General features: G+C 44.7%; 13 protein-coding genes. 8 read left to right on the forward strand and 5 right to left on the reverse strand.

The window, feature by feature from the left end; all coding sequences use genetic code 11:
* Positions 1-6: 6 nt before the first annotated feature.
* The 5 genes from H4K34_RS05460 (at position 7) to H4K34_RS05480 (ending at position 4,528) form a co-directional block, all read left to right on the forward strand.
* Positions 7-1,149 (forward strand): PepSY-associated TM helix domain-containing protein, encoded by a 1,143-nt coding sequence (locus H4K34_RS05460; RefSeq protein WP_210759814.1) that lies wholly within the window; start codon positions 7-9, stop codon positions 1,147-1,149.
* 51 nt (positions 1,150-1,200) lie between these two features.
* Positions 1,201-1,938: a subclass B1 metallo-beta-lactamase gene (gene bla / locus H4K34_RS05465; RefSeq protein WP_210759815.1), complete on the forward strand. Its 738-nt coding sequence runs from the start codon at positions 1,201-1,203 to the stop codon at positions 1,936-1,938.
* A 2-nt stretch (positions 1,939-1,940) separates the two neighbouring features.
* Entirely contained in the window at positions 1,941-2,543 is a 603-nt protein-coding gene (locus tag H4K34_RS05470) for a CHAP domain-containing protein (protein WP_210759816.1), read from the forward strand.
* A 63-nt stretch (positions 2,544-2,606) separates the two neighbouring features.
* The gene (locus H4K34_RS05475; protein WP_210759817.1) at positions 2,607-4,142 is read left to right on the forward strand and encodes a glycine--tRNA ligase; all 1,536 of its coding nucleotides are present in this window, start codon (positions 2,607-2,609) and stop codon (positions 4,140-4,142) included.
* An 83-nt stretch (positions 4,143-4,225) separates the two neighbouring features.
* Positions 4,226-4,528 (forward strand): hypothetical protein, encoded by a 303-nt coding sequence (locus tag H4K34_RS05480; RefSeq protein WP_210759818.1) that lies wholly within the window; start codon positions 4,226-4,228, stop codon positions 4,526-4,528.
* A 119-nt stretch (positions 4,529-4,647) separates the two neighbouring features.
* On the opposite strand, the gene H4K34_RS05485 is transcribed toward H4K34_RS05480, so the two are convergent.
* From H4K34_RS05485 to H4K34_RS05495, 3 genes are read right to left on the reverse strand one after another with little or no spacing between them, the layout of a single operon-like run.
* Complete coding sequence (locus H4K34_RS05485; protein ID WP_210759819.1) at positions 4,648-5,997, reverse strand: FAD-dependent oxidoreductase; 1,350 nt, start codon at positions 5,995-5,997, stop codon at positions 4,648-4,650.
* A 2-nt stretch (positions 5,998-5,999) separates the two neighbouring features.
* Entirely contained in the window at positions 6,000-7,274 is a 1,275-nt protein-coding gene (gene kynU, locus H4K34_RS05490; protein ID WP_210759820.1) for a kynureninase, read from the reverse strand.
* A 23-nt stretch (positions 7,275-7,297) separates the two neighbouring features.
* A complete protein-coding gene (locus H4K34_RS05495; RefSeq protein ID WP_210759821.1) occupies positions 7,298-8,089 on the reverse strand; it encodes a UbiA prenyltransferase family protein in 792 nt (263 codons plus the stop codon).
* A 176-nt stretch (positions 8,090-8,265) separates the two neighbouring features.
* Between H4K34_RS05495 and gcvP the strand changes: the two genes are divergently transcribed.
* The 3 genes from gcvP to H4K34_RS05510 all read left to right on the forward strand — a co-directional run bounded on the left by gcvP (position 8,266) and on the right by H4K34_RS05510 (position 15,463).
* Positions 8,266-11,139 carry an aminomethyl-transferring glycine dehydrogenase gene (gene gcvP / locus H4K34_RS05500; protein ID WP_210759822.1) on the forward strand — a complete coding sequence of 958 codons (2,874 nt, stop codon included), beginning with the start codon at positions 8,266-8,268 and terminating at the stop codon, positions 11,137-11,139.
* A 131-nt stretch (positions 11,140-11,270) separates the two neighbouring features.
* On the forward strand, positions 11,271-13,274 hold the full coding sequence (locus H4K34_RS05505; protein WP_210759823.1) for a T9SS type A sorting domain-containing protein: 2,004 nt from the start codon (positions 11,271-11,273) through the stop codon (positions 13,272-13,274).
* 149 nt (positions 13,275-13,423) lie between these two features.
* Complete coding sequence (locus tag H4K34_RS05510; RefSeq protein WP_210759824.1) at positions 13,424-15,463, forward strand: T9SS type A sorting domain-containing protein; 2,040 nt, start codon at positions 13,424-13,426, stop codon at positions 15,461-15,463.
* 107 nt (positions 15,464-15,570) lie between these two features.
* Here H4K34_RS05510 and H4K34_RS05515 read toward each other — a convergent pair whose 3' ends face one another.
* Both H4K34_RS05515 and H4K34_RS05520 read right to left on the reverse strand, forming a co-directional pair.
* Positions 15,571-16,323, reverse strand: a complete 753-nt coding sequence (locus H4K34_RS05515; RefSeq protein WP_210759825.1) for an ABC transporter ATP-binding protein — start codon at positions 16,321-16,323, stop codon at positions 15,571-15,573.
* The gene (locus H4K34_RS05520; RefSeq protein WP_210759826.1) at positions 16,323-17,069 is read right to left on the reverse strand and encodes an MlaE family ABC transporter permease; all 747 of its coding nucleotides are present in this window, start codon (positions 17,067-17,069) and stop codon (positions 16,323-16,325) included. The genes H4K34_RS05515 and H4K34_RS05520 overlap by 1 nt, the downstream gene beginning before the upstream one ends.
* Positions 17,070-17,180 lie beyond the last annotated feature (111 nt).

Below are 17,180 nucleotides of genomic sequence, written 5' to 3' on the forward strand. Positions count from 1 at the left end.
TCCCGAATGAGCCTCAACAGAAAATCCCTGCGAAAAAAACTGCGTTTAATCCATCTCTACCTGGGACTTGGAACAGGTTTAGTGGTTTTCATCGTGGCCCTAACTGGCTGTCTTTGGGTTTTTCAGGAGGAGTTTAAAAACTTCAGCGATCCCTTTGCTGAGAAGGAGGCTTCTGCCGCCTATCACATTTCACCCACAGAAGCTCGAGTTATAGCGGAAAGTGTATTCCCGGGAAAAACGGTACACGGGACCTTATATCAAAGCGAGCGTAAGAAGGTAGAAGTGATCTTTTACGAAGCCCAACCTGAGTTCTATCGCTCTGTTTACCTCGATCCTCAAGACGGTGAAATTTTGGGAACCGAAAATCATTTAAAAGGCTTCTTCCCCTTTGTACTGGAGGGCCATATGCATATTTGGTTACCCGAAAAAATTGGCAGTCAGATTGTTGCCTGGAGCACGGTGATCTTCACCTTTATGCTCATTAGTGGAATTATCCTCTGGTGGCCTCGCAACAAAACGGTTCGCAAGCAAAGACTATGGTTCCGCTGGAAGAAAAGCAGTCGTTGGAAACGCAAAAATTACGACCTGCATCAAATCATTGGCTTTTACATCAGCTTTTTGGCCATGGCCTTAGCCTTTACTGGCTTGGTGATGACTTTCGACTCCTTTGAAAAATGGTTTTACCGAGGAATAGGAGGCGATAAAGAATTGCATTTTATCATCCCGGAATTATCCAATCCCGCCAATAAGGCTTTGGCGCAAAATGGAATGGATCAATTACTCCCTTTATTGGAGAAGCGCTTCCCCAATGCTGAAAGTCTGGAATTCCATTATCCCCATTCGGAGCAAAGCAGTATTTATGTTGAAATTAGTTGGCAAGAAGGAGTTTATTATAATTCCGACTATCTCTTTTTCGATCCGAAGACTTTAGAGGAAGTAGCTACCGAAAGTATTTACGGCCCTTATGCCGAGGCCCAATTTTCCGACCTGGCGCTGCGCATGAACTACGATATTCATGTAGGAGCCATCGGCGGACTAGCTGGCAAAATCTTAGCCTTTTTCATTAGTCTGAGCATAGCCAGCCTTCCGGTTACCGGGTTTTTAATCTGGTGGGGACGTCGTTCTAAAAAAGCCAATTCACAAACTTAGAACCTCGTTTGCCTAGTCGGCATTCTGTATTTTGCAGCTAGATTTTCTAGCATGCGCCTAGTCCTCCACTTCCTGATTTTTTACCTTCTTATGGCTTGCTCTACGAGGCCGGAGCCAGAGACGGTCTATCAATCAAAGTCTCTGCAAATTTTAAAGCTGCAGAGTGGCCTTTATCAGCATATCAGCTATATCCAAATCCCGGATTATGGCCCCTTTCCTTGCAATGGTGCCATCTTGCTAGATCAGGGTGAGGCGCTGGTTTTCGATAGCCCGGTGGATGACTTCGTAGCTCTGGAGCTCATTCAATGGATTGAAAGCCAAGAGCTGCAGATCAAAGGCATTGTAATCAATCATTTTCATGAGGATTGTCTGGGTGGACTCCAGGCCTTTCATCAACATAAGATTCCTTCTTATGCCCATCAAAAAACCATAGAACTTGCTGCGGCCGATAGGATACCGCTACCCCAAAATGGCTTTGTAGATAGCCTGATTATCAGCGTAGGTCAATATCATTCCATTAATCGCTTTGTAGGGCCTGGACATACTCAGGACAATATCGTTTCCTATTTTCCGGAGCATAAAACTCTATTTGGTGGTTGCTTAATCAAAAGCCTGGGTGCCAAAAAAGGAAACCTAGCTAATGCCGATACTTTGCAATGGGCCAGGAGCGTTGAACTAATCAAAGAGCAAATTCCGGAAGTTGAATTTGTAATTCCAGGACATGGCCCGGCGGGCAACTCGGAACTGCTGGATTATACCATTAAACTATTCACTGCCCCCCAAACCTAAGCATGAAGAAGAAACATCTGCTTTACGCCATCCTCATCATTGTGGTACCCTTAGGCCTTTTTGGCTTCTGGATGAAAACTGGTCAACCTAATTTGAATGATCATGAGATTGGTGATGAAATTGATCGTCTCAATGGGGTTGCAGTTTATTATAATGGTGCGGTAAGTCATGTAGATGGTCGCAACCTGACTGCCGATGGATACAACCTGGGTTTAAAATGGCAATGCGTGGAGTTCGTAAAGCGCTATTATTATGAGCATTTAAATCATAAGATGCCCGACTCCTATGGTCATGCGAAAAGCTTTTACAGTGCACAAATTGGCGATGGTCAAAAAAATGCTCAACGCAATCTCATTCAATACCGCAATCCCAGTCAATGGAAACCAGCCGTAAATGATTTATTGGTCTATGATGGCACCCTATGGAATCCTTATGGCCATGTAGCCATCGTTTCGGCGGTATTTGAGGATGAAATTGAAATCATTCAACAAAATCCCGGACCCACGGCTCTCTCTCGACTGCGCATCGGCCTAAGCCAGATGGAGAATAAATATCATTTAGAAGGCAGCACAATTCTGGGATGGCTTCGAAAAAAGGCTCCATAAATCAGGGGCAAGATTAATTCGGCATTTAGAGTCCATAATTCTGTCAAATCCTATTTTTGCGGCATGAATCAGGACGATCTTTTTAAAAAGGTAATCGCCCATGCGAAAGAATACGGATTTATCTTTCCATCGAGCGAAATTTATGATGGCTTATCAGCTGTTTACGACTATGGTCAGAATGGCGTTGAACTGAAGAAAAATCTGCGCGAATATTGGTGGAAAGCCATGGTACAGATGCACGAAAATATTGTTGGCTTGGATGCCGCAATTTTCATGCACCCCACCACCTGGAAAGCCAGTGGCCACGTAGATGCCTTTAATGATCCCTTGATCGATAATAAAGACAGTAAAAAACGCTATCGCGCGGATGTTCTCATTGAGGACTATGCCGAAAAACAACGTCAGAAAGCAGAAAAAGAAATCGAAAAGGCCAAGAAGCGTTTTGGTGAAGATTTCGATGAAGCGCTTTATCGCGAAACCAATCCGCGGGTAAAGAAATACCTCGACGAAGCGAATGATACCGTTAAGCGCATGGCAGCCAGCCTCGATGCCGGAGATTTAGCCGATGTTAAATCCTTGATCGAGGAGAAAGGAATTGTTTGCCCCATTAGTGGTTCTAAAAATTGGACCGAAGTACGTCAGTTTAACTTGATGTTTGGTACGCAAATGGGATCAGTGGCTGAAGGGGCTTCAACCCTTTATCTGCGTCCAGAAACCGCCCAAGGAATCTTCGTAAACTTCCTGAATGTACAGAAGACCGGTCGGATGAAAATTCCATTTGGAATTGCCCAAACCGGAAAGGCCTTCCGTAATGAGATTGTAGCCCGTCAATTCATCTTCCGGATGCGCGAATTCGAGCAAATGGAAATGCAATATTTCGTTCGTCCCGGCGAGGAAATGAAATGGTACAAATACTGGAAAGAAGAGCGCATGAAATGGCACCGTGCCCTGGGTATGGATGATAGCTATTACCGTTTCCACGATCATGAAAAGCTCGCTCACTACGCTAATGCGGCCGCGGATATTGAATTCAATTTCCCCTTCGGATTTAAGGAATTGGAAGGTATTCACTCCCGCACCGACTTCGACCTAAAAGCCCATGAAGAGCACAGTGGCAAGAAGCTGCAATTCTTCGATCCCGAGTTAGGTCAAAATTATGTGCCTTATGTAGTTGAAACCTCCATTGGTTTGGATCGCTTATTCCTGGCGGTATTATCCTATGCTTACCGCGAAGAAAGCCTAGAGGATGGCAGTAGCAGAACCGTATTGCGCATTCCGGCTCCTCTAGCCCCAGTTAAGGCGGCCATCTTGCCTCTGATTAAGAGAGACGGCCTTCCAGAGATTTCACGCGAAATTCTGGATGAACTACGCTACGACTTTAATATTCAGTACGATGAGAAGGATGCCATTGGCAAACGTTACCGTCGCCATGATGCCATTGGAACCCCTTATTGTATCACCGTAGATCATGAAACAAAAGAAGATAAATGTGTGACCTTACGGGATAGAGATAGTATGACTCAAGAAAGAGTACCTATTCAAAATTTAAAAGCAAAACTTTCCGAAAGCCTGAGCTTGAGCAGTTTACTAAAAAAATAATTTTGAAGCCTATTGAATAACAGAGCTTTAAAATTAATATATATTTGTGCGAAATTGTTTAACAACCAAATCTCGAGAGAAGGATGAAAAAAGTAAGTTTTTTTGCATTTGCACTGATCTTTGCTGGTGCCGTAGCATGTAACAACCCACAAGCTGAAGACAAAGCTGAAGAAGCTGGTGACGCCGTAGAAAACGCTGTTGAAGAAGCAGGTGACGCTATGGACGAAGCTGCTGAAGAAGCTGGCGATATGGCTGAGGATGCTGCTGAAGCAGTAGAAGAAATGGCTGACACCACTATGGAAGCTGCTGAAGAAGCTGCTGACGACATGGAAGGTGAAGTAGAAGAAGCCATGCACGAAGGTGAAGACCACAGCGAGCACATGTAAGCCACGCTGAACAAAATAAAAAATCCTGATCAGGCTCTGCCGGTCAGGATTTTTTTATGCCTAAAAAACCGGCCCTCTTTCGAAAACCGGCTTTTTCTATTTCTCTTCTTTCTCTTCGCTTAAAGCTTTTCGGCTAAAGCTAACATTCGTTCTTCCACTTCTGGACTATCCCAATTTTCATGAATATTGGGCATGCTCATAATTTCGGCCATTAACTCATCCTGACGCTTACCCAGAGCTATTGCATCCGAATAGCGAACCTCGGGTGAGAAAGTTACCAGGCTGTAAAGTGGACTCCACTTCTCCGGATATTTCTCCGAAAAGCGCACTTCAATTTTCTTGCGCAGTAAAAACTCAGGATCTCCGGTTAAATCACGCATCTCTACAAAATTGCGCATCGCCAAATCAGCAATCGCATCAGCATCCGGTTTACGCTCTACTTCATAAGCCTTTAAAAGCCCTTCCCAATCATCGCCGTATTCGTCCATCAAGCGATCTAAAACAAAGCAATCTTCAAAACCGGCATTCATTCCCTGTCCGTAGAAAGGTACAATGGCATGACTGGCATCTCCAATCAAAGCGACTTTCGCATTGCGAGTCCAGGGGAAACAGCGAATAATCACCAAAGATGAATCCGGGTTTTCCTGCCAATCGCGATCAAAATTGGGCATCATATCCAAGGCATCGGCAAATTCCTTTTCAAAGAATGAACGAGCTTTGTCAACCGTATCCAAACTAGCAAAGGAAACCTCACCATCCATAGGAAAGAATAAAGTACAGGTAAAGCTAGCATCCGGATTAGGCAAGGCTATCAACATATAACTACCTCGTGGCCAGATGTGCAGAGCATTCTTCTCTAATAAGAACTCACCATTAGGTCCGGCCGGAATCTCTAATTCTTTGTAACCATGCTCAATGTATTCCTGCGAATAACTGAAGCGATCGGTTTTTTGCATGATACTACGCACAGCGCTAAAGGCACCATCCGCACCAAAGAGTAAATCACTCTCCACCTTGCGCTCTTCGCCTTCACGATTGCGGTAAACCGCACTGGCATTCTCCAAATCCACATCGGCGCAAGCCTGAGAAAAATGAATCTTCACTCCACGCTTTTCCGCCTCATCCATCATCAGCATATTGAGGCCGGCTCGTGAAACGGAATTAATGGCCTGCCCTTCCTTACCATAAGGTTGATAGGTCAATTTTCCTTCTCGGCTGTGCATCACGCGACCATACATAGGAATGGCCATTTCTTTAAGCACCTTTTCTTCCAGACCCACCTTGGCCAAGGCTTGCAAACCGCGATCACTCAAAGCCAGGTTAATGGAGCGACCACCATCCAGCAGATTCTTTCGCGCATCCGGGCGACGTTCAAAAATCTCCACCTTATGACCGCGCTTTGCTAAATAGAGGCTCAATAAAGAACCAACTAAGCCGGCACCGGCAATGCTAATATTCTTCTCTTGCATGATTAGTCTCTTAAATGTTCTTTCAACAATTGGCCAAAGCGATACACATCCTCAAAGGAGTTATACAGGGGCACCGGCGCCAATCGAATTACATCAGGCTCGCGCCAGTCGGCAATTACGCCAGCTTCGCTCAATTTCTTAAAGGCTGCTTTTCCTTTTCCGGGTACCGAAATAGAAATCTGACATCCTCTACGCTTGGCATCCTTGGGAGTAATAATGCGTATGTTTTGGCCGCTTTCGCGGGATGCGTCTTCAATAACGGCTTGTAGGTAAGCCGTAAGTTTCAAGCTCTTTTCACGGAGGGCTGTCATACCCACCTCCTCATAAAGTTCTAAGGAAGCCAATAAAGGAGCCATTGCCATTACCGGGGCATTGCTTAATTGCCAGGCCTCAGCGGTGGAAATAGGCACAAAACGATCCGGCATCTGAAAACGATCTTCCTTATTATGACCCCACCAGCCCTCAAATCGAGGAATATCGGCTTTCCCATGATGCTTCTCATGCACAAAAACACCCGAAACACCTCCAGGACCAGAGTTTAAATATTTATAACCACACCAAGCGGCAAAGTCTACATTCCACTTATGCAGTTCGAGTGGCACATTCCCAGCTGCATGCGCTAAGTCCCAGCCCACCATGGCTCCGGCACGCTTACCAGCATCGGTAATGCGCTCCATATCGAACCACTGGCCAGTATAATAATTAACCCCACCAATCATCACCAAAGCCAATTCATCGCGATGGGCATCAATGGCCTCTATAATGCGATCTTCTTCAATCAGCTCCGTTTCCGGATCGGGCATAATTTCAATTAGATGCTCCGCTGGATCTAATCCATGGAAACGCAATTGGCTATGTAAGGCATATTGATCACTCGGAAAAGCCTTGCCCTCGCATAAAATCTTGGTGCGTTTACCTTGCGGGCGATAAAAGCTCACCATCATCAAATGCAGGTTAGTAGTAAGGCCGTTCATGGCCACCACTTCACTTTCTTTGGCACCCACAATTCGCGCTAAAGCAGCACTAAAATTTTCGTGATAAGCTAACCAGGGACGTTCCGCTTCCAGGTGACCATCTACACCCCAACGTGCCCAGTCATCCAGTTCTTCCATTAAAATGGTGCGGGCTCTACGTGCCTGTAAACCCAGAGAGTTACCCGTAAAGTATAAAACCTTTTCCGCATCATTTTGCGGGAATAAAAACTGCTCGCGATAGGAGGCTAAAGGATCCGCTGCATCGGCCTGCCGTGCGCCTTCCATAGTATTGGGGATTGTCATAGTTCTTTTTTAGCGGCTCAAAGTTAATAAATGCCCCAAGCCCATTGGGCTAAGAGCAGTAAAATGAAAACGATTATCGGAATGGCTTCCACCCAAAATCCAATGTAGATTTCGGAGCGATTATGCCGAACTTTTCGAATGAGATAAGCACCAATCTCTAGACCTACTAACCAAGCCACTGCCTGCGCCAGAGAAAGGTCCCAAATAAAGTAGGCGGCGATGGTCCATAGTTGATACAAAAGCAAGAAGAAATTTGCCAATTGCAAGGAGGCCTCTACCCCCATTAATTGCGGAATGGTTTTCATCTGAGACAGATCGTAGTCCATATCCCGAATATCGAAGGGAATGGTAAGACCGGCAACTAAGAAGGTGCGAAAAAGTAGTTCAAGGTAAAAATAGAAAGTCCAAATCTGATCCATATGCAAGATTGGCAAAGCAAAACTCAGCCAGGCCCAGGTACCGGATATCAGCAGCAGCTTTAACATGGGAATAGTGCGCAGGGAGGTAAAATGCCGATTGGGATGCGGAAAGGCTAAGGGATAAAGTACGGCTACCACTACGGCTGGCGCCAAAGCAATTAATAAATCCCAGCTGTAAAACCAGCGTAAAACATAGAGCGAGGCAAGGCCCATGAACAGGCTATAAATTAAGGCCGCGAGTGGCTGCTTAAATCCCGCCACATTAGAGGGCTGCCCACCGGTATTTTGCTGGGCAATTTTCACCCAGCGCATATAGCTGTAAGCCGAAGAAGTTGCTAACAATAAGAAGAGCGCATAGAGATAAGCCTCCGTGCTCCAAGGGGTAGGAAAACTCATCAAGCTTAAAAGCCCTACTGCTAGGCCCACCCAGAGATTTGAAGAAATTAAAAATCCCCGCATCACTTTTGATCATCGATCACGAGAGGGTTAAAAGATTGTTATTATCCCTAACCAAGAAGCGACCGTCTATTCTTACTTTTGCTGCGAATATTGACATTTATTTTCACATTGTTATGAATACGGACACTTTTGCCTATCGCCACATAGGACCACGTGAGGAGGATCTGTTAGAAATGCTGAAAGTGGTAGGGGTAAAAAACCTGGAGGAATTAATTTCTCAAACCATTCCCGATGACATTCGCCTGGAAGAAGATTTGAATCTGAGTACAGCGATGACCGAAAATGAATTCCTGAATCACATCCGTGATTTAGCGAGAAAAAATAAGGTCTTTAAGTCTTATATCGGTTTGGGATACCACCCAACAATTTTGCCGGGTGTTATTCAACGCAATATTTTGGAAAACCCAGGTTGGTATACCGCTTACACTCCCTATCAGGCTGAAATCGCTCAGGGACGTTTGGAGGCTTTGTTGAATTACCAGACCATGATAAGCGACCTAACCGGATTGCCTATTGCGAATGCCAGTCTTTTAGATGAAGCCACTGCCGCCGCCGAGGCGATGTCGATGTTCTACGGAGCACGCAGCCGCGACAAAAAGAAAGCCGGTGCTTCTAAATTCTTTGTATCTATTCACTGTTTGCACCAAAACATAGAACTCATCAAAACCCGTTCAGAACCTTTAGGTATTGAATTGGTAATTGGTGATCACCGTGAAGTTAATCTGAGCGAGGATTATTTTGGTGCCTTATTACAGTATCCAGCTGCCGATGGAGAAATTTTCGAGTACGATGCCTTTATGGCGGATGCTGAAAAATTCGACGTACAAGTAGCGGTTGCTGCTGATATTATGTCTTTGGTATTATTGAGCCCTCCCGGAGAGTGGGGTGCTAAAGCAGTAGTGGGAACTACCCAACGCTTTGGTATTCCTTTAGGATTCGGTGGCCCCCATGCGGCCTACTTCTCTACTACCGAAGATTATAAGCGCTTTATCCCCGGTCGTATTATCGGTCAAACCGTAGACCGCGATGGCAATAAAGCCTTGCGTATGGCCTTGCAAACCCGCGAACAACATATTAAACGCGACAAGGCAACTTCCAATATTTGTACCGCTCAAGTACTTTTAGCCGTGATGGCAGGTGCCTATGGTGCTTATCATGGTCCTATTGGATTAAAGCATATTGCACAAAAAATTCACTTCCATACAGTAAGCCTTAGCGAAGGTTTAAATCGCTTGGGCTATACCCAGGTTAACCAAAACTTCTACGATACTCTGCGTATTGAATTAGGTCAGGTTGATAAGGAAGAAATTCGTAGCCGCGCCATTGCCAAGGAGATCAACCTTCGTTATATCTCCGCCCATGAGGTAGGTATCAGCATTAATGAAACCACCAATATGGAGGCCATCGAAGAACTACTCGAAATCTTCGCTGAGGCTAAGGAGGCCAGTGCCCCAAAAATTAAATTGCTGGAGGTAAGCGTAATCCCAGAATCACTCAAGCGTACCAGCAGCTTTATGGAGCAGTCGGTATTCAATCGCTATCACAGTGAAACCGAAATGATGCGCTATTTAAAGGCTTTGGAGCGCAAGGACCTTTCTTTAAATCACAGCATGATTTCTTTAGGTAGCTGCACCATGAAGCTGAATGCCGCTACTGAAATGTTGCCACTAAGCTGGCCATTATGGGCAAACATTCACCCCTTTGCACCTACCAATCAAACTTTAGGTTACCGCGAATTAATCGCCAACCTGGAGCGTGACCTGGCTGAAATCACCGGATTCCACGCCATGAGCATGCAGCCAAATAGCGGCGCTCAGGGCGAATATGCAGGCTTGATGGTGATTCGTGCCTATCATCAATCTCGTGGCGACAGTCAGCGTGATATTGCTTTGATTCCAAGTTCTGCCCACGGCACCAACCCCGCATCTGCGGTTATGGCCGGCATGAAGGTAGTAGTGGTGAAATCAGATGAGGCCGGTAAAATTGATGTAGAAGATTTACGCGCTAAAGCTGAAAAGTACAGCGCAAATCTGGCCGCTTTAATGATTACCTACCCTTCTACTCACGGAGTATTTGAAGAGCGGGTACGTGAGATTACCCAGATCATTCACGATAATGGTGGTCAGGTGTATATGGATGGAGCCAATATGAATGCTCAGGTAGGGCTAACCAGCCCTGGAGCTATTGGCGCCGACGTTTGCCACTTAAATTTACACAAGACCTTTGCCATCCCTCACGGTGGCGGTGGTCCAGGCATGGGACCTATCGGGGTTGCAGAGCATTTGGCTTCTTTCTTACCCGGACACCCTTTGGTAAAAACCGGTGGTAAGAATCCTATTTCACCCGTATCAGCCGCACCTTATGGCAGTGGATTGATCTTATTAATCAGCTATGGCTATATCAAGATGTTAGGCATGCGCGGCTTAAAGGCCAGTACCCAATACGCCATCTTGAATGCCAATTACTTGAAAGAAAGATTGCACGGTGCCTATGAGGTATTGTACTCGAATGAGAACAACCGCGTAGCTCATGAGATGATTATCGATTGTCGTCCTTTCAAAAAGGAAAGTGGCATTGAGGTTACCGATATCGCCAAGCGATTAATGGACTACGGCTATCACGCCCCAACTGTAAGCTTCCCTGTAGCCGGCACAGTTATGATCGAGCCTACCGAAAGTGAAAGCATGCAAGAATTGGATCGTTTCATTGAGGCGATGCTTAGCATTCGACGTGAAATGGCGGAGATTCACAATGGAAACTTCGATACCGAAAACAATCCATTAAAAAACTCCCCTCACACCATGCAGCAATTAACCAGCGATCAGTGGGATTTCCCTTATGATCGCAAAACCGCTGCTTTCCCATTGGATTACTTGTATCAAAATAAGTTTTGGCCCAGTGTTCGTCGTGTAGATGATGCCTATGGCGATCGTAATTTGATTTGTACCTGTGAGCCTATCGAATCCTATATGGAAGAGGAAGCTTAAAAAAAGCAGAGAAAATCTGTCTAAATAATAGTAAGGGAGCTCAATGGGCTCCCTTTTTTCTTGCTGTAAACCATTTGTTTGTTATTTTTGTTACCCTAGTGTTAATACGTTATAACCCTTAATTCAAGAACATGAAGAAAACAGCTATCCTATTTCTTAGCTTAACTGCTGCTATGGCTGTAAATGCTCAAGGGGTTCCTCAAGTTGAACCTACTATTGAGCCAAACGAAGCTCCAGTTAAGCATGTAAAACGCGCTACTCAGAATATCGAGTCCAGTGCCTCCACTACCGTATGGAGTGAAGATTTTGCCAATGGCATTCCAGCCGACTGGAGCCAAAATGGTACGCCAACCACTGCTCAGTGGGAATACCGCGGCCCAAGTACTACTCCAAGTAATGCTTCCGGATCTCGTGGTTATTATTCAGGCATCAACAATGCCACTCCATCTAACAGCCCAATCGCTTCTACAACTGCGGCTAATGGGTTCATGATTTTCGATTCCGATTATCTGGACAATGGAAACACTGCCAATGCTGGTTCAGGATTAGCTCCTGCTCCTCACGTTGGTCGTTTGATTACCGACACCATTGATTGTACTAACTACAGCAACCTCGAATTAAAATTCGAAATGTATGCTCGTCGTTTTTACGCCGATTGGTTAGTAGCTTTCTCAATCGACGGTGGAGCTACTTACACTGATACTATTGAATTCTACAGCGATGCTACAGTTCCTGTAAATGGTGCTACCGCTGACAATGCCATTGCTCAAGCTAATGTATCTTCTATCATTGGTGGTCAATCTCAAGTAGTAATGCAATTCATTTTCGACGGAACTCCTGGTAACACCAACGGTAACGGTTACTACTTCTGGATGATCGACGATATCGAATTACGTACGCCTCCAGCAAACCAGTTCACTTTCACCGCTTGGAACGGTGCTCCACCCCAAGACATGATCTACAATAACAATGGTGGCGAGTATCCTAAGTATGGTATCATGAACGTGAACCAAATTGTTCCTGTTAACTTCGACGGTAACTTCATTAACTACGGTACTCAAACTCAAACCAATGCTACTTTAGAAGTAGAAATTTGGGACGTAACCGGTACTCCTAGCTTAGTTACCACTATTTCAGCTCCTGGTTGCGCCAACTTAGCTTCAGGTGACACTTGTGACTACACTAATTTAACTACTCCTACCTGGACTCCTCCAGCACAAGAAGCTAGCTACTTATTAGTGTGGAAAGCTGTATCTGACAGCATCAGCAGCGCTACCACTACTGCTACTGATACTTTCGCTTTCTACGTAAACAACACCCTTTACTCTCCAGACCGTAATGTGGTAGACAACTACGTAGGTACTAACTCAGCTAACCCAGAGATCATTGCTATGGGTGCGATGTACGACTTGACCAATGAAGATCCTAACAACCCAGGATCAGGTTTAATCTACATCGATGGTTTAGATATTATGTTGAGCTCATTAACTGACTCAACTGCTGATATCGAGATTGCATTCTACGATACCACTGGTTTTGCTTTCAACGCTGGATTCCCAGCTGGAGCTACTGCTGCTTTCCGTAAATCATTCACCTTGAATGGTTCTTTAATCGGAACTAATGCTTATTTCGACTTGAACGATGCTAACGGTAACCCATTAGTATTACCAGCTCAGCCTTACTTGATGATCATCAACTTCTTCCCGAATGCAAGTGGTGGTGTGATTCGTATCGCGAATGACGCATCTTTCGATCAGCCAGGATACGCTACTGTAATGCAGTTAGCTGACGGTAACTGGTATGGTGGATTTACTTCTGATGTACACGAAGGAACCTTCTTACGTTTGAACGTAGCTGAGTACCAGCCCGGACAAGGTTTAGAAGAAGAAAACTTTGATGCCTTCACTATGTATCCTAACCCAACTGCAGGTGCTACCAAAATGGAATTTGCAGAAGGTGGAAACTATACCATTGAAGTATTAGACATGACTGGCAGCCGCGTTATCTCTATCGAAGAGAGCGTAAATGCTAACGAAACCATCGAATTCGACATGAGCCAATACCCAATGGGTGTTTACATGGTAAATGTTAAAGGCGATCGTTTGAATAAAACTGTGAAGCTCACTGTGAAGTAAGAACGCAAGTCTTTAGATTTAAAATCCCGGTTTGCATCCTGCAGATCGGGATTTTTTATTGCCCCCTATTGTGATAAAGGGCAATTAATGACAAGCAAAGGCTAGCACTTCCCGCTAATATTGTGGTTTAAATCCCTATAAACTATAGTATGAAAAAAGCAGCTATCCTTTTGGGCTCCGTTCTTATCGGCTCAGGTAGCCTTCTGGCTCAGAGTCAAGGAAACAAAGCCCCAATGGCAATTAAGCCGGCTCTCATTGAAAAACAAGAGCTTAACCGAGAGTACCGCGGGTACAACCAAAACTCTCAAATCGAGAGTGCAGCTACGACTACTACTTTCTGGAGCGAAGACTTCTCTAACGGCATTCCATCTACTTGGCAACAAAACGGAAGCACTGCGCTTTCTGCTTGGGAATACCGCGGACCCAATACTGTTCCTACTAACGCAACAGGTTCTCAAGGAGCTTGGGCCCAAGGTACTGGTCCCATCGTAAGCCCTACAGCTAGTAACGGATTTGTGATTTTCGATTCTGATTTCTTGGATAACGCAGGTAGCCAAACCAATCCTGGTAGTGGCGTTGCTCCTGCTCCTCACATTGGTCGTTTGTTAACGGATACCATCGACCTTAGTGGTGAGACTGCAGTAGAATTAAGAATCAATTCTTACGCTCGTCAGTTCTTCAGCCGTTACTTCATCGCTTTCAGTAAAGACGCTGGTCAAACCTGGAACGATACCATCGAATTATACGATGCCCTCGAAGTAAATGAAGATTCTGAAGTTGATGGCGTAGAAACCTTCAACGTTTCTGGCTACATCGGTGGTGAGGCTCAAGCTATGATTCAGTTTATCTACGCTGGAAACAAGCCAGGTAACGTTAATGGAACTGGATACTACTACTGGATGTTAGACGATATCGAATTACGTTCACTTCCAGAAAATGCTTTCCGTTTCACCGAATTTAATGGTGCTCCTCCTCAAGATATCACCTTTAACGGAAATCCATTATACACCAAATACGGTGTAATGAACGATGATCAAATTGTTCCTATCAATTTCGACGCTAACGTATACAACTACGGTTCTGTAACTCAAACTAACATCAAGTTAGAAGTAGAGATTTACGACGGAACTGGTGGTCTTGTAACTACTGTGAGCTCTCCAGCTGGTGCTTCTTTACCAATGTTGGACACCTTAGACTTCAACACTTTAACTACTCCATCTTGGACTCCTCCTGCTGTTGATGAGTATACTTTCATTTACAAAATTACTTCTGACAGCCTTTCTGTTTCTACTACCAATGCTACCGACACTGTTAACTTCAGCGTTCGCGAAAACAACTATGGTGTAGATTGGGGAACTATCGACAACTTCTTCGGTACTACTAGTGCTGTAGGTGATATGGTAGCTGCTGGTACTCGTTACGCTTTAGAAAACGAAGATTCTGACAGCACCGGTTCTGGTTTAGTATTCTTAGACGGTGTAGATATTTACTTATCTGCTCGTACTGACTCTACTGCCGACTTAGAAATCAGTCTTTTCGATACTACAGGCTTTGCTTTCAACGCTGGTTTCCCAGCTGGAACTACTCCTGAATTTACCCGCACTTATACCTTAAATGCTAACTCTATCGGTGGATTGATCCGTTTCCCATTCAGCTCCTTAGACAGTGTTTATGACAATGGCACCTGGACTGAAGTTGACCGTCCTTTGGCTGTTCCTACCGGAACCTACTTTGTGATTGTAAACTTCTTCCCTAATGCAGCCGATGGTGTTGTACGTATCGCTAACAGCGCTCAATACTTCCAGCCTTCCGAGTCTGCAGTATTCCAAACTGGCGACGGTGACTGGTTCGGTGGCTTCTTAAACTCTACTACTTTCGAAGCTCCTATCATCCGTTTAGCTGTAGCTGATGCTCCACGTTACGATGTAAGCATCTCTGAAAATGATATCAACCGCTTCAGTGTGTATCCTAACCCAACCAATGGCGAAGGTTCAGTAGCATTCCACCAAGGTGGTACCTACTCTTTAAACCTTATCGACATGGTAGGTCGTGTACACTACAGCGATGAAGTAACCGTGAACGAAAACGAACGTCGTGAATTCAACTTCAACGACTTGAAGCCTGGTGTTTACCTACTTCAAATTGAAGGCGAAGGTTTAAACAAAACCATCAAACTTCAGGTTCAATAATCTGAAGAAGCTTTAGATTCAGAAAGCCGTCTCGGTCAAACCGAGACGGCTTTTTATTTTTACAGTAATAGGATAGAATTCAAAGCCTGGTTCAGGCCTGAGAAATATTAAACCTTGCGGCGAATTTTTTTGAAGAGCTCCGAACTGTACACGAAATCTACAATCTCGGCATTGTCGGTACCAAGAATCTCTTCACCAGTTCCCTGCCAGGCCTTCTTGCCGTCTTTAATGAAAATGATATGATCCCCAATCTCAATTACTGAGTTCATATCATGGGTATTGATTACCGTTGTCATCTCAAACTCCTGAGTAATCTCCTGTAAAAGCTGGTCGATAACAATAGCCGTTTTGGGATCTAAGCCAGAGTTCGGTTCATCACAAAAGAGATATTTCGGATTCATGCTAATGGCCCTTGCAATGGCCACCCGCTTTTGCATACCTCCCGATAACTCGGATGGGAATTTCTGATTAACACCAGGTAAATTCACCCGTTCCAAACAAAAGTCAGCCCGATCCTTTTTCTCCGCTGCCGACATACCACTAAACATACTTAGGGCGAAGGTTACATTCTCTTCAATGGTCAATGAATCAAACAAGGCATTGCCTTGAAACACCATTCCCATTTCAGTGCGTAAACTCTTACGATCCTTGCGATTTAAATCGCCTAAAGCCGTGCCATCGTATTCAATCTCACCCGAATCGATATCATGCAAACCCACCAAGGATTTTAGAAATACCGTTTTACCGGATCCGCTCTGACCAATAATTAAATTCGTCTTCCCCTTGTAAAAGGAAGCATCAATACCCTTGAGCACTTCATGCTCCCCAAAAGACTTTCGTATTTCCTTTACTTCGATCATTAGACCAGTAATACTTGGGTTAGCATATAGTTACTTACAATAATGGCCACAGAGCTGCTCACTACCGCCTTGGTGGCATTGATCCCCACCTCTATAGCACCGCCTCGGACATAAAATCCGAAATAGGCACTGATGCTTACAATTAGAAATGCAAAAACAAAGGTTTTTATCAAAGCATAGGTGATGTGATAGGCATTGAAGTCAACCGTAAGACCATAATAGTAGTCCTCTGCCGACATTACCCCTCCAATGGAAGCTAAATAGCCCCCCACTAACCCCAGGGCCATACTAATGATGATTAGGATCGGATTAAAGAAAGCAAGGGCTGCAATTTTGGGTGCAATCAAATAAGATGCAGGATTCACCCCCATTACTTCCAGAGCATCAATCTGCTCGGAAACGCGCATACTCCCCAAGGTAGAAGCAATATTGGAGCCTACCTTACCTGCTAAAATCAAGCTGATAATGGTGGGAGAAAATTCCAGAACAATACTCTCGCGAGTGGCGATAGCAATGTAATAATCAGGAATCAGTGGATCATCAAGATTAAAGGCCGTTTGGATGGTTACAACCGCTCCCACGAATAAGGAGATTACTGCCACAATTCCCAGGGAGTTAATGCCCAGTAAATCCAGATCACTCAAAAAGGCATTATAATACATCTTGCCATTCTCAGGGCGACGAAAAGTGCGGCCCAATAGCACTATGTATTTCCCTAAAGACTCAATCCACTTGTTGAAAAACATATCGCGAAAATAAGAGTAATTTTGCACGGAGCTCTTATTATGAAGAAAGGCATTTTACGAAAACTCCCCTTCTTGATTGCCCTCCTGCTTTGTTTGGCATTTACCGCCTGC

The sequence above is a fragment of the Croceimicrobium hydrocarbonivorans genome (assembly GCF_014524565.1).
GTDB lineage: Bacteria > Bacteroidota > Bacteroidia > Flavobacteriales > Schleiferiaceae > Croceimicrobium > Croceimicrobium hydrocarbonivorans.